11 protein-coding genes are annotated in these 12,779 nt (G+C 68.2%); 5 read left to right on the top strand and 6 right to left on the bottom strand.

The genetic code is table 11. The features are described 5' to 3' along the window. Positions 1-47 precede the first annotated feature (47 nt). Complete coding sequence (locus tag ACWCO2_RS15325; protein WP_450128361.1) at positions 48-476, top strand: DoxX family protein; 429 nt, start codon at positions 48-50, stop codon at positions 474-476. A gap of 13 nt (positions 477-489) precedes the next feature. Here the strand turns inward: ACWCO2_RS15325 and ACWCO2_RS15320 are convergent, their stop codons facing one another. The 4 genes from ACWCO2_RS15320 to erm form a co-directional block, all read right to left on the bottom strand. Then, the gene (locus ACWCO2_RS15320; RefSeq protein WP_450128360.1) at positions 490-972 is read right to left on the bottom strand and encodes an N-acetyltransferase family protein; all 483 of its coding nucleotides are present in this window, start codon (positions 970-972) and stop codon (positions 490-492) included. Positions 973-1,006: 34 nt separating this feature from the next. Continuing rightward, complete coding sequence (locus ACWCO2_RS15315) at positions 1,007-1,594, bottom strand: TetR/AcrR family transcriptional regulator (protein ID WP_450128359.1); 588 nt, start codon at positions 1,592-1,594, stop codon at positions 1,007-1,009. Then, positions 1,591-3,963, bottom strand: a complete 2,373-nt coding sequence (locus tag ACWCO2_RS15310) for a PEP/pyruvate-binding domain-containing protein (RefSeq protein WP_450128358.1) — start codon at positions 3,961-3,963, stop codon at positions 1,591-1,593. Before ACWCO2_RS15310 ends, ACWCO2_RS15315 begins: the two co-directional genes overlap by 4 nt. Before the next feature lie 94 nt (positions 3,964-4,057). Continuing rightward, positions 4,058-4,795, bottom strand: a complete 738-nt coding sequence (erm, locus tag ACWCO2_RS15305; RefSeq protein ID WP_450128357.1) for a 23S ribosomal RNA methyltransferase Erm — start codon at positions 4,793-4,795, stop codon at positions 4,058-4,060. A gap of 286 nt (positions 4,796-5,081) precedes the next feature. Between erm and ACWCO2_RS15300 the strand changes: the two genes are divergently transcribed. From ACWCO2_RS15300 to ACWCO2_RS15290, 3 genes are all read left to right on the top strand, one after another. Beyond that, positions 5,082-5,915, top strand: a complete 834-nt coding sequence (locus ACWCO2_RS15300) for a M55 family metallopeptidase (RefSeq protein WP_450128356.1) — start codon at positions 5,082-5,084, stop codon at positions 5,913-5,915. Between the two features lie 155 nt (positions 5,916-6,070). Then, positions 6,071-8,134 (top strand): PhoX family protein, encoded by a 2,064-nt coding sequence (locus ACWCO2_RS15295; protein WP_450128355.1) that lies wholly within the window; start codon positions 6,071-6,073, stop codon positions 8,132-8,134. Between the two features lie 95 nt (positions 8,135-8,229). Next, entirely contained in the window at positions 8,230-9,018 is a 789-nt protein-coding gene (locus tag ACWCO2_RS15290; RefSeq protein ID WP_450128354.1) for a hypothetical protein, read from the top strand. Here ACWCO2_RS15290 and ACWCO2_RS15285 read toward each other — a convergent pair. Beyond that, positions 9,004-10,335 (bottom strand): MFS transporter, encoded by a 1,332-nt coding sequence (locus tag ACWCO2_RS15285; protein ID WP_450128353.1) that lies wholly within the window; start codon positions 10,333-10,335, stop codon positions 9,004-9,006. The genes ACWCO2_RS15290 and ACWCO2_RS15285 overlap by 15 nt on opposite strands. A 101-nt stretch (positions 10,336-10,436) precedes the next feature. On the opposite strand from ACWCO2_RS15285, the gene ACWCO2_RS15280 reads away from it, so the two are divergent. After that, the gene (locus ACWCO2_RS15280) at positions 10,437-11,120 is read left to right on the top strand and encodes an SDR family oxidoreductase (protein WP_450128352.1); all 684 of its coding nucleotides are present in this window, start codon (positions 10,437-10,439) and stop codon (positions 11,118-11,120) included. Positions 11,121-11,250: 130 nt separating this feature from the next. Here the strand turns inward: ACWCO2_RS15280 and ACWCO2_RS15275 are convergent, their stop codons facing one another. After that, a complete protein-coding gene (locus ACWCO2_RS15275) occupies positions 11,251-12,582 on the bottom strand; it encodes an amidohydrolase family protein (protein WP_450128351.1) in 1,332 nt (443 codons plus the stop codon). Positions 12,583-12,779: the final 197 nt, after the last annotated feature.

The following is a 12,779-nucleotide window of genomic DNA, read 5'->3' as shown; positions in this document are numbered from 1 at the left end:
CCTACGGGTGAAAGCACCCCGAGCGAGCCCCCTGAGAGGACACCGCCATGAGCGTCCAGACCACCCCCAAGACCACCGCCGTCGCTGCCTCCGCCGACCGTGCCAAGCCGGTTGTGCTCGGGTTGTTCCGGATCGTGATGGGGTTCCTGTTCCTCTGCCACGGCCTGCTGGGATTCGGCTTCTTCGGCGGCATCGACGGCGCGGGCCTGGCCATGGCCTTCGGGGAGTGGCCGGGGTGGTACGCCTCCCTGATCGAGGTCGTTGGCTCCCTGTGCGTGCTCGCCGGGTTCGGCACCCGGACCGCGGGCTTCCTGCTCTCCGGCGTGATGGCCTACGCCTACTTCGTCTACCACGCCCCGGCGGGCCTGCTCCCGCTGAGCAACATGGGAGAACTGGCGGCCATGTACTCCTGGATCTTCCTTCTCCTCGCCGCCTTCGGCCCCGGAGCCTTCGCCCTCGACAAGCTCCACCGCTGAGTCCTGGAGCCCGTCAGCGCAGCGCCTTCCGCATCACGTGCTCCCTGGTTTCCCCATCGGGCAACAGTTCTCCGACTTCTTCCACGGCGACGAACCCGTTGCGGAGGTACAGGGCGATGGCGGATTCATTGCCCGGGATGACCGCGAGCTTCAACGCGACAGCGCCAGCTCGCACTGCCCAATCCTGAACCGCCCCCACCAGGTAGTTCCCGACACCGCGTCCTCGGGCTTTCGGGCCGACCCAGACGGACCGGAGTTCCACGACACCGCCACGACCCGCGATTCCGCTGGCCATGCCGACCGGTTCACCGTCGAGCAGAACGAGGATGTTGTAGATGTCCGGAGCTTCCAAACGCGAACGCCATCGCTGCTCACCGTCCTTCTCCCAGTCCTCCAGCCGGGATTTGAAGGCGTGCGGAGCCTCAGCGAGAGCGGCGAGTCGGACCTCCCGCCACAGGTCCCAGTCGGCTGGCGTGAGAACTCGCAAGCTCAGCATTTCGCAGACCTTGCCACCAGATCATCACGAGGGGCTAGCGCTGGAGGAGGGGGAGCAGGACTGTGTCGACTATTTCCACGATCACCTCGTCCGGTACCGGGGTGCCGTTGAACAGGAAGTGCTGGCGGAGCATCGCTTGGCCGACCTCGAGGCGGCGGGGCGGGATCGTCGTCGCGTCCAGCTCGCCGCGCTCGGACGCTCGGCGGACGATCTCCTCCATCGTTCGGCGGCCGCGCGCCTGGGAGAGCTGCCGCAGCTGGACCGTTCGGTCCTGGCCCGATAGGACGTCGCCAAGCAGGCCTCGCATCGCCTCGCCCGCTGGCCCCGCCAGCACCTCGGCGCTGCGGCGCAGCATCGCGAGCAGGTCGCCGCGCAGCGTTCCCGTGTCCACCGAATCCGCCGGTTCCGGCCAGGTGCTGTAGACCGCCGCCAGCACCAGTTCCATCCGGCTCGGCCATCTCCGGTACAGCGACGCCTTGCCGGTCTTGGCGCGTTCCGCGACCCGTTCCATGGTCAGGCCCGCGTAGCCAACCTCCTCCAGCTCGGCGAGCGTCGCCACGAAGATCGCCGCGGTGAGCTCGTCGCCTCGTCGGCGGGGGAGTTTGCGGTGGTCAATGGTCATGATTCCTCGGAGTTCGCCGGAACGACTCGTCCGGTGTCGCCGTCGACGGTGACGATCAGGCCGTCGATGATCGTGCTCGTGCCGTCCGCCGTGCCCATCACCGCCGGGATGCCGTACTCGCGGGCCACGATCGCCGCGTGCGAGGCGGATCCGCCGGAGTCCACGACCACGGCCGCGGCGCGCTGGAACAGCGGTGTCCACGATGGATTCGTGTACCGGCACACGAGCACGTCGCCGCTGTTCAGCCGGGAGAAATCGGCTGGTTCGCGGATGATCCGCGCCGGTCCGGTGGCCTGGCCGCCGCTGGCCGGAGTCCCGGACACCAGCGCGTCACCGCGATCTTCGCGGGGAAAGACCAGGTTCGGGTCGATGAGCCGGACACCCGCCAGCTCCTCGCGACGGGCCGACCGCGCCGCGACGAGTCCGCGCAGCTGCTGGCCGTCGGCCGGGTCCGCGACCGCTTCCAGTTCCTCCAGCCGCAGGTGGAAGACCTGCTCCGGGTCGTCGAGCCCTCCAGCATCAACCAGCCGGCGGCCGATCTCCAGCAGCGACCGACGCAAGATCGGCTGCGGCATCGTGAAGTAGAAGTGGCTGTCCTCCCGGAAGGCCACGCCGGCGCGGGCTCGCTGCACCCACCTGCGGATGCGGAGACTGCGCAGCCGCGCCATCGCCCGATCCTCGTGCCCGTCAGAACTCGGTTCCCCATCGGCCAGCACCTTGATCAGGCCGAGCACCGTTTCCGGGGATTCGCCCCAGCTCGGCGCCGTCACCAGGACCGGGGTTTCGGTCTCGCGATGGCCGTACTCGGCCAGGAACCCCGCGAACTCCGTGTGGAACTCGGGAAAACCGGCCAGCTTCGCCGGGTCGAGGTCGTCGACGGCCTCCTTCAATGGCGGGTTGTCCCGAACCCGAACGGCCAGGGCCTCCAGCGCGCGGTTGGCGTCGGCGGTGCGGGTCGGAGCACCAGCGATCAGCTCGCCCAGCAGCTCCGCACGTCCGGTCAGCTTGAGCGCGATCAGCAGCCGCACCAGCGACAACCCGGTCGCCGGGAGGTAGTCGATGCGCAGGTCGGCGACCGGCGACACCAGGTCCAGCGCTTGCCTCGGCACGCGGATCAGCTGCGACCACGGCATCTTCGTCAGGTCGCGCGCCGCGAGTTCGCGGACGTCAGCTCGGAAGCGGATGAACCGCGGATCTTCCGTCCAGCGCGCCGGGTCGTAGCGCCGGGCTCGGGCGATCAGCTTGAACGGTGCCTTCAGAACCCCGAGCGATGGGCGTGGGGATGGCGGCACCAGCCGGTCCACCACGCCGTCGACTTCAGGCAGGAATCCGTCGAACGCGCCGCGGATCCCGTACGCGCCGGTGACCTCGGCCATCATCCCGGCCGGACCGTGCGGTACCCATGTCGACATGTCGATCGGGTACGGCCGGTACGGGACGTATTCGAGCAGCACCGAGCCGATCTTGCGCTGGCGCCGGTTCAGGTGCAGCGGCGGCGGTGGCAGCGCCGTCATCGGCCTGGCCTGCAACAACAGGACCCTGCCCGCGGCGTATGCCCACTCGATGTCCTGCGGGCGGCCGAAGTGCGCGGTGACCTGGGTGCCGAGCCGCGCGAGCTCCGCGAGGACCGGACCGGGCAGCCGCTCGACGGCGGCACCGGTCTGCTGGGTGACTCCGCCGCCCGCAACGCTCTTGATCACCACTTCGCGGCGGCCTGGTGACCACTCGTGGACCTGCCCGTCCGGATCCAGGACGTAGTGGTCGGGCGTGACCAGACCGGACACCACCGCTTCGCCGAGGCCGCTGCTGGCGTCGACCACGAGCTGCCGCCGATCGCCGGTGAGCGGGTTCGCGGTGAACACGACCCCGGCGAACTCGGCGTCGACCATCCGCTGCACCACCACGGCGATGCGCACCTCATCAGGCGCGATGCCGCGCTTCTCGCGGTAGGCGATCGCACGGTCCGTCCACAGTGAACCCCAGCACCGCCGCACCGCGTCGAGCAGCGCTACCTCGCCGATGACGTTGAGGTAGGTGTCCTGCTGCCCGGCGAACGCGGCTCCGGGCAGGTCCTCCGCAGTGGCGCTCGAGCGCACCGCGACCGGGCCGGCACCCAACTCGGCGTATGCGGTGGTGATCGCTTTGAGCAGCTCATCCGGCACGGTCGCCGCTTCGAACTCGGCCCGCAGTGCTGCCGCGTTGCCGGACACCATTGACCTGGCGACCTCGGCGTAGGCGTCGGTGGTGATCACGAAGCCGTCGGGGACGGCGAATCCGGCGTTGATGAGCTCGCCGAGGTTCGCCGCTTTGCCGCCAGCCGAGGCCAGGTCATCGCGGCCGAACTCGCGCAGCGGAACGACGCACGCCACGACGACCTCCGATCCCGGCCTCGCACGCCGGCCGAATAGAAGACGAACCGTTCTCTACTGACAATACTCCCACCATGTTGGGAACGCACTAATCTCAGGTGGTTTCGAAGTAGAGCCAGGCCCATGTCTCAGCGGGGAGATCCCGGGGCAGCGCGGGCAGATTCGACACCCTGGAGCCCGTGACGTTGCGGACGATCTCGGTCAGACCTCGACCTCGGCCGGTGAACACCGCTTCGACGAACCGCTGGTAGCGCTGCTTTTCACGCCACGGCACCAGGGGATCGACTCTGCGATGCAGCTTCAGGATTCCTCCGTCGACTACGGGCACCGGGCGGAACGAACGCGCGGGAACCCTGCCGCAGAGCCGGAATTCATACCAGGGCGCCCACTGCGCGTTCAGCTGACTGCCGCCCGCGGCGCGTTTTCGGGCGACATCCCACTGCACCAGCAGCACCGCTTCCGACCAGGACCTCTCGTCCAGCAGGCGGCGTGTCATCGACGTCGTGATGCCGAACGGCAAGTTGCCGATCATCGAGTACGGCGCAGCGGGGAAGCGGAAGTCGAGCATGTCGCAGCGGACTACGCTGACCTGCGGATAGGCGTCTCGGAGCGCATCCGCCCAACGCGGATCGAGCTCGACAGCGACGACTTGTCGTCCACTGTGGACCAGATAGTGAGTGATAGCGCCTCGTCCGGCACCGAGTTCCACGATCGGCACCGGGGCTGGCTCGAAGAGGTCGACCAGGTGGCGGGCGACGCCCCGGTCGACCAGGAAGTTCTGGCCGAGTTCGCGGCGCGCTCGATCGCGCGCCGACCTGCGGCGGGTAGGCATGTTCGGGTTCTCCTGCGTTTCGCGGACCGGTCGGAACCGGACTCCCGCGAGCGCAGGTCAGTGCTTCAGGGCACGACGAACCGCGCGTCGGGAACGGGAGTCCGGACGCGGACGGCGCAGAATGCAGCTGCTGCGCCGCCTAGGCGGAACGCAGCCGGATGAAGTACGCGGCAAAACAAGCCATGCGGCGAAAGTAGCAAGGCGCGCACTTCGGCGACACCGATTTTTCGCGCCACAGCTGTGGAATCATCGATCCGGCCTGGTTCTCCGGCCCGGGAGCGTGCGCATGCGGATCTACCTCAGCGTCGACATGGAAGGGATCACCGGACTCGTCGACGCTCAAGACGTCCAACCCGCCGGGCGGGACTACGAGCACGGCAGGCTGATGATGGCCGAGGACGTCAACGCGGCCGTCCGAGGCGCGCTCACCGCCGGGGCCACCGATGTCGTGGTCAACGACGCGCACGGTCCGATGCGCAACCTCCGTTCCGACATGCTTCACCCCGCGGCCCGGTTGATCCGCGGAAAACCCAAGGCCATGGGCATGCTCGAAGGACTCGACGACAGCTTCGACGCGGCGCTGTGCATCGGTTTCCACTCGCGGGCCGGCACTTCGGGAGTGCTCAGCCACAGCTTCATGGGCCACGAGATCGAAGACATCTGGCTCAACGAGCGCCCGGTCGGCGAGATCGGCCTGACGCACGCCACCGCCGCCGCGCTCGGCGCTCCCGTGGTGCTGCTCTCCGGCGACGACACCGCCTGCGCGGAGATGACCAAGTGGGATCCGGGCGTGCGGACCGTGCCGGTGAAGTACGCGCGAGGTCGTTTCGCCGCCGAACTCCGCCCGCTCGCGGAAGCCCGCGAAGCCATCGAAACCGCCGCCGCGGCCTGCCTGACCAGCGAACTCCCGACCCCGTCCGCGCCGGACACCACGACGCTGGCGGTGCGCTGGCAATCCGCTTCGGTGGCCGACACCCTGAAGGAGCTGCCCGGCGTCACCGGGCGCGATGACCGAACCGTCGAGATCAGCGGTCCGGTGGTCGACGTCTACCGGCAGTTCAGGGTGTGGATGACCGTGCCGGCGCTCTCGGCAACCAGCCACCCTACTGCTGATCCGTAGTCGCTCGACCACCCAGCGTTCCTTCTTTTCGGCGATCAGAACCAGTTTCGATAACTCTGCGTCGCGTGTTTGGTCGCTGTTCATCTTCCCGTACTGAAGCCATCGCCTGATCTGCCTAATGTCCGGGTGTTCCCGATGAGCACTTGGAGGTCCGCTTGTCTCCCCGACCGGACAACGGGCGGGTCATCCCGCTGCCGCTGCTTCCCCACCACTCCGCGAACCGTTCCTCGGTGACCTGCAAGTACCGCTGCGGCAACGCCTGCGCGCACGAGGCACCCAATACATCGGACAACTCCTACTTCGGCGACATCGCCGCGAGCGTGCTCAGCCGGCGCAACGCTCTGAAGGCCAGCGGCGTCGTCGCCCTGGCCGTCGGCGGTGCAGCCGCGCTGACCAGCACCGCAGCCGCCGTCCCGGCGCCGCTGCGCGGCCAGGGCCGGGCGAGCATCCCGGGCACCGACTTCGCCGTGGTCGCCCCGAACACCGAAGACGCCGTGGTCACCGCGGAGGGCTACGAGCAGGGTGTCGTGATCCGCTGGGGCGACCCGATCCTGCCCGGCGCGCCCGAGTTCGACTTCAACAACCAGACCGCGGCCGCGCAGGAGCAGCAGTTCGGCTACAACAACGACTTCGCCGAGCTGGTCCCGCTCGACGGCAGCGGCAAGAGCAACCTGCTCGTGGTCAACCACGAGTACACCACCGAAACCCACATGTTCACCGGGTACGACGAGAACAACCCGACCGAGGAGCAGGTGCGCATCGCGTGGGCCGCGCACGGGCTTTCGGTCGTCTACGTCGAGCGGGAGGGCAACGGCGGGCTCAAGCCGGTGCCGAGCCAGTACAACCGCCGCATCACCCTGAACACGCCGTTCGAGATGCGCGGACCGGCCGCCGGCAGTGACTTCCTCAAGACCTCGGCCGACCCCACCGGCACCAAGGTCCTCGGCACGCAGAACAACTGCGCGGGCAGCATGACGCCGTGGGGCACGATCCTGTCCGGCGAGGAGAACTTCAACCAGTACTTCGCCAACGCCGACTCGATCACCGACCCGACCGCCAAGAAGCGCCTCGCACGCTACGGGTTGAAGGGCACCACCAGCACCCGCAAGTGGGAGAAGTTCGACAAGCGCTGGGACCTCGCGCAGGAGCCGAACGAGACCAACCGCTTCGGCTGGATCGTCGAGATCGACCCGCACGACCCGAACTCCACGCCGGTCAAGCACACCGCGCTCGGGCGCTTCAAGCACGAAGGCGCGGCGGTCAAGGTCGCCGAGGACGGCCGGGTTGTCGCCTACTCCGGTGACGACGAGCGCTTCGACTACATCTACAAGTTCGTCTCCAACGGCAAGATCAAGCAGGGCAACAGCGCCCACGCCCGCCGGCAGAACATGACGCTGCTCGACGACGGCACGCTCTACGTCGCGAAGTTCGCCGGCAACAGCCCGGAAAGCGAGATCGACGGCACCGGCAAGCTGCCCGCCGACGGCGCCTTCGACGGCACCGGCGAGTGGATCGCGCTGGCCAGCGGCGACAAGTCGTTCGTGCCCGGCTTCACCGCCGAAGAGGTCTACGTCTTCACCCGACTGGCCGCCGATGCGGTGGGCCCGACCAAGATGGACCGGCCGGAGGACATCGAGCCGAACCCGGTCAACGGCCGCATCTACTGCGCGCTGACCAACAACTCCAACCGCGGTTCGACCGGCAACGCCGCGCCCGACGAGGCCAACCCGCGGGTCGGTAACAAGCACGGCCACGTCATCGAGATCGACGACGACGCCACCGGCACGACGCTGCGCTGGAACCTGCTGCTGGTGTGCGGCGACCCGAACGACCCGGGCACCTACTTCGGCGGTTTCGACAAGTCCCAGGTCAGCCCGATCTCGTGCCCGGACAACGTGGCGTTCGACCGGCACGGCAACCTGTGGATCTCCACCGACGGCAACGCGTTGAAGAGCAACGACGGCCTGTTCGCGGTTCCGGTGGACGGCCCCGAACGCGGCCAGGTCAAGCAGTTCCTGACCGTGCCGCACGGCGCGGAGACCTGCGGCCCGGTGGTCCGGGACAGCCTGGTGACCGTGTCCGTGCAGCACCCGGGCGAGCTCGACGGGGCGAGCGCGGACAAGCCTGCCTCCCACTGGCCGGACGGCGGCGACTCGCAGCCGCGCCCGTCGGTCGTGGCGGTGTGGCGCAAGGACGGCGGTGAGATCGGCCGACGCTGATCACACCTTGCGAGCGCGGGGGTCTCCGGCATCGACCGGAGGCCCTCGTTGCGTTTTCAGCGTCTCTGCGGACTCGGGCGGTTCAGCCTGGGCCGATGTTCCAGGACCAGCGTGCTTTTGCTGCTGCCATCAGCCAGGTTCTCACCTCTGCGGTTTCCGACTCGCGCGTTTCGCTGATCGGGTCGTTGGGGGCTGGCACCGCTGATGCGTACAGCGATGTCGACCTCGCTTGGGTGGTTCCGGAAGGTTCGGTGCCGACGTGCGTCGAACGGTTGCCCTCGGTGCTCGGGACTGTGGCCGAGTTCGTTTCGGTGCGATCGTCGCCGGAGTTCCAGCGGTCTGCTGTGCGGAGGTCGGTCTTCGTGCGGTTCCGCCGAGTTCCGCTGTTCTGGCGACTGGACCTGGCTGTTTGGGCTGCCTCCCACGCTTTCGACGAGAGCGCGGACATCGACAACCCGGAGGCTCGCGGCGCGGACTGGTCGCTACCGGAAAGCGCTGCGATGAACGCGATCGGCGCGCGCAAGGAGGTGCTACGCGGCCGTTCCTCACTTGCAGACGGCTTGCTGTCGCGCGGTTTTCAACGCATCGACGCGCCAGACCCCGGCGGCGACTGGCACACCCGCATCACCAGCCTCGCCCGCGCGGCGGCCTCCCGAGCCCCGAACTCGACGATCTCAGCAACGAGATCGTCGACCTGGCAACCGACCTCCACTGACCGCCCGATCCCGCCGCCCCATAAGCGATCTCCAGGTTCCGCCTACTGCCGGGTAACTACAGTTTCAATTGAAACTGTGATCCCTCGTGCCTGGGATTTACAGTTTCAATTGAAACTGTGGTTCCGGCGCAGCCGCGGGTCGAGGGCCTCGGGATCAGTTCTGGTTTGAGGATTCGGCTCGCGGGGATGCTTTGAGGGCGATCACGGTGATTGCTGCTGCGACCATCACGATGCCGACGATCCACAGGCCTGCTCGTTGGGAGCCGGTTGCGTCTTTGAGGGCTCCGGTGATGTAGGGCGCGGCGAAACCGCTGATGTTGCCCAGGGAGTTGATCAGCGCGATGCCTCCTGCGGCCGCTGCCCCGGCCAGGAAATTACTGGGGAGTGCCCAGAACGCGGGCAGCGCTGAGCAGACGCCGACCGCGCAGACCGTCACCGCGACCATCGCCAGGAACGGATTTCCCATGTACAGCGCGATCGGGATGCTCAGGCCGCCGAGAAGCAGCGGCAGGGCTACGTGCCACACCCGTTCCCGCTTCCGGTCACCGTGCGCGCCCCAGATCACCATCGCCACCGCGCCGATCACGTAGGGCACCGCCGTGATCAGACCCGTCTCCATAGTGGACAGTTCGGTACCGTACTGCTGCTCGAAGCCCTTGATGATGGTGGGCAGGAAGAACCCGAGCGCGTACAGGCCATAGGCGATGCCGAAGTACACGAACGCCAGCGCCAGGATCCGCGGGTGGGTCAGCGCCTTCCGCAGCGGCCAGCTGTGCTCGGCCTCGGTCTGCTCGCGCTCGGCGTCCAGCTGGTCGCTCAGCCACGTGCGTTCCTCGGCGGTGAGCCACTTCGCTTCCGACGGGCGGTCGGTCAGGTAGAACCAGGTGACGAACGCCAGCAGGATTGCCGGCACACCCTCCACCAGGAACATGAACCGCCAGCCGGACAAGCCGAAGATCCCGTGGCCGCTGGTGATCAGCACGCTCGACACGGTGGCGCCGATCGCGCTGGACACCGGCACCGCGGCCATGAACAGCGCGACCGCCCTGGCCCGCTGCGCGGCCGGGAACCAGTAGGTCAGGTACAGGATGATGCCCGGGAAGAACCCGGCCTCGGCCACGCCGAGCAGGAAGCGCAGCACCACCAAGGTCGTGGCGTTCGGCACGAACGCCATCACCGTGGCCACCGCGCCCCAGGTGATCATGATGCGGGCGAGCCACTTCCGCGCCCCGAACCGGTGCAGCGCGAGGTTGCTCGGCACCTCCAACACCAGGTAGCCGAGGAAGAAGATGCCCGAGGCGAAACCGAAGACCGTTGCGGTCATGCCGAGTTCGTCGTTCATCCCGTTCGGGCCGGCGAAGCCGATGTTGACCCGGTCCAGGTAGTTGACGAAGTACAGCAAGCACAGGAACGGCATCAGCCGCACGGCGACCTTGCGAAGGATCCGGTTCTGCACCGAGGCAGGGGCTGCATCAACTCCGCTCATCCGAGTGACCTAAACCGCACCCACTCATCAGGTCAAGAGGTCAACCACTGGATGAGATGGCCGGTAACTGTGGCTCGACTCACCGAAGCTACCGTTAAGGCATGCCCGAACGCCCAATTGCCCTGGTCACCGGCGCCTCACGCGGTATCGGTGCCGCCGTCGCCCGCTCGCTTTCCGACACGCACGATCTGCTGTTGGGCGGGCGCGACGCCGACGCGCTGCAAGCACTCGTCGCCGAGCTCCCCGAAGCCAAGCCCTGGCCGGTCGAGCTCACCGACCACGAAGCCGTTGCCAACGCGGTCGCCGACATCGATCGGCTCGACGTCGTGGTGCACTGCGCCGGTCTGGTCGAGCTGGCCGCGGTCGCGGACGCTCCCAGCGACTCCTGGCGACGCACGTTCGAGCTGAACCTGTTCGCCGTCACCGAGCTGACCCGGCTCCTGCTGCCCAAGCTGCGTGACAGCAAGGGCCACGTGGTGCTGGTCAACTCCGGCGCGGGGCTATCCGCGAAGCCGAACTGGGGCTCCTACGCCGCCAGCAAGTTCGCGCTGCGCGCCTTCGCCGACGTGCTCCGCGCCGAGGAAGCAGTGAACGGCTTGCGGGTCACCTCCGTGTTCCCCGGTCGCACCGCCACCGACATGCAGCGCGGTGTTCGCGAGCAGGAAGGCGCCGAGTTCCAGCCTGGCGACTACCTGCGGCCCGAGTCGGTCGCCGAGCCGATCGTCTCCGCGGTGCGCGCCACCGCCGACGCCCACCTCACCGAGATCGTCATCCGCCCCTCCTAATCTGGTCGGACGGCTTCCCGGCCGGGTTGTCGACGTTGTGACGTCCGACCCGGCCGGCGCCGCGGTCCAGCCGGGGGGCGGCCCGGTGGCCCAGCCCACCCCGCCCAGACTTGCCGCTGAACTGTCCGACTCAGCCGCGGATGTGCTGCGCTGCGGTGCGGGCTGCCGCCTGCACTGCGCGGCGGTCCACCTGGGTGGGTTCGCGGTCGCGCAGCACTCGGTCGCCGGCGACCCAGACGTCGCGGACGCAGCGCGATCCGGACGCCCACACCACGTTCGCCAGGATCTGCTCGTCCGGCACGTCCAGACCGGTGGCGAAAGCCGGGTTGTCGACGTCGAGGTGCACGATGTCGGCCCACTTGCCCGGCTCCAACGAGCCGATGTCGTCGCGGTGCAGTGCCTCAGCTCCGCCACGCGTCGCGGCGAGCAGCGCCGCGCCAGCGCTCAGCGCGGTCGCGTCACCGGTCACGGTGCGCGCGAAGAGTCCTGCCAACTGCACCTCCTCCCACAAGTCCAGGTCATCGTTGCTGGACGGCCCGTCAGTACCCAGGCCGACCGGGACACTGGCTGCCAGCAGGTCGACCAGCCGCGCCGTCCCCGAAGCGAGCTTCGCGTTGGAACCGGGGCAGTGCGCCACCCCGACTCCGCGGCGTGCGAACAACGCGATGTCCTCGTCCGACAGGTGCACTCCGTGCGCGGCGAGCACCCGGCCGTCGAGCACACCGAGCTTCTCCAGCAGTGCGGGCACCGAACCGAACTGCTCCCGCTGCTCGACGTCTTCAGCGAGGGTCTCCGCCACGTGCGTGTGCACCAGCGCCTCACGTTGCTGCGCGGCCTCACCGATCGCCTGCAACGCCTCCGGCGGAAGCGTGTACGCCGAGTGCGGCCCGTAGGCGAGCTCCACCCGATCGCCCCGCCCGAACCGCAGGCCGTCGGCGTCGATCCACCGGTTGATCCCGTCGACCATGCCCTGCCAGCCGCCGAGCTTGTCCAGCTCGGGAGTCGCGATCACCGCGGAAGCGAACACGACGCGCGACCCGACCGCGAGGGTGGCGTTGACCACCGACTCCCCGTCGAAGTACATCTCGGCGCTGGTCGTGACCCCGGCACACAGCATCTCGACGCACCCGAGCTCCATGCCCGCTCGGATGTCCGACGGCCGCAGCCTCGCCTCCGCGGGCCAGATCACCTCTCGCAGCCAGCGCAGCAACGGAAGATCGCCACCCATCCCCCGGAGCAGCGTCATCGGGCTGTGCGCGTGCGAGTTGATCAGGCCCGGCAGCAGGATCCCGCTGCATTCGCGGACGTTGACGTCGTTCGGACGCTCCGGCGCACCGATGCTCGGGCCGCAGTACACGATGCGACCGGCCTCATCGATGTCAACCACCGCATCCCGGATGACCGAGCATTCCGGGTCGCAGGGCAGGACCATCGGCGCGTGCAGGCGTAGTGCGATCGGCATGTCCGCATTCTGCCGGATGCCTGTCAGGCACCTAAGCCGTTCATGAGCTGCATCATGATCACTCCTGCCAAGGTCGCGATTCCGGCGAGCACTGCCACGAAAACGGTGTCCTGGGTTCGCTTCGTCATGAATCCAGGATCACCGGACTAGGGCCCTTCTGACCTCGGCTGAACGGTCAACTGCCCTCCTTCGATCGG

It is taken from the genome of Saccharopolyspora sp. NPDC002376, assembly GCF_053593195.1.
The sequence above is the reverse complement of the archived record's forward strand: the minus strand, read 5'-3'. Positions and strand labels throughout refer to the sequence as shown.

What these genes read in the sequence shown, in the direction of transcription:
- ACWCO2_RS15290 (WP_450128354.1), top strand. Translation starts at nt 8,230, where the DNA reads ATGTTCCAGGACCAGCGTGCTTTTGCTGCTGCCATCAGCCAGGTTCTC.
- ACWCO2_RS15280 (WP_450128352.1), top strand. Translation starts at nt 10,437, where the DNA reads ATGCCCGAACGCCCAATTGCCCTGGTCACCGGCGCCTCACGCGGTATC.
- ACWCO2_RS15315 (WP_450128359.1), bottom strand. Translation starts at nt 1,594, where the DNA reads ATGACCATTGACCACCGCAAACTCCCCCGCCGACGAGGCGACGAGCTC.
- ACWCO2_RS15300 (WP_450128356.1), top strand. Translation starts at nt 5,082, where the DNA reads ATGCGGATCTACCTCAGCGTCGACATGGAAGGGATCACCGGACTCGTC.
- ACWCO2_RS15275 (WP_450128351.1), bottom strand. Translation starts at nt 12,582, where the DNA reads ATGCCGATCGCACTACGCCTGCACGCGCCGATGGTCCTGCCCTGCGAC.
- ACWCO2_RS15320 (WP_450128360.1), bottom strand. Translation starts at nt 972, where the DNA reads ATGCTGAGCTTGCGAGTTCTCACGCCAGCCGACTGGGACCTGTGGCGG.
- ACWCO2_RS15285 (WP_450128353.1), bottom strand. Translation starts at nt 10,335, where the DNA reads ATGAGCGGAGTTGATGCAGCCCCTGCCTCGGTGCAGAACCGGATCCTT.
- erm (WP_450128357.1), bottom strand. Translation starts at nt 4,795, where the DNA reads ATGCCTACCCGCCGCAGGTCGGCGCGCGATCGAGCGCGCCGCGAACTC.
- ACWCO2_RS15325 (WP_450128361.1), top strand. Translation starts at nt 48, where the DNA reads ATGAGCGTCCAGACCACCCCCAAGACCACCGCCGTCGCTGCCTCCGCC.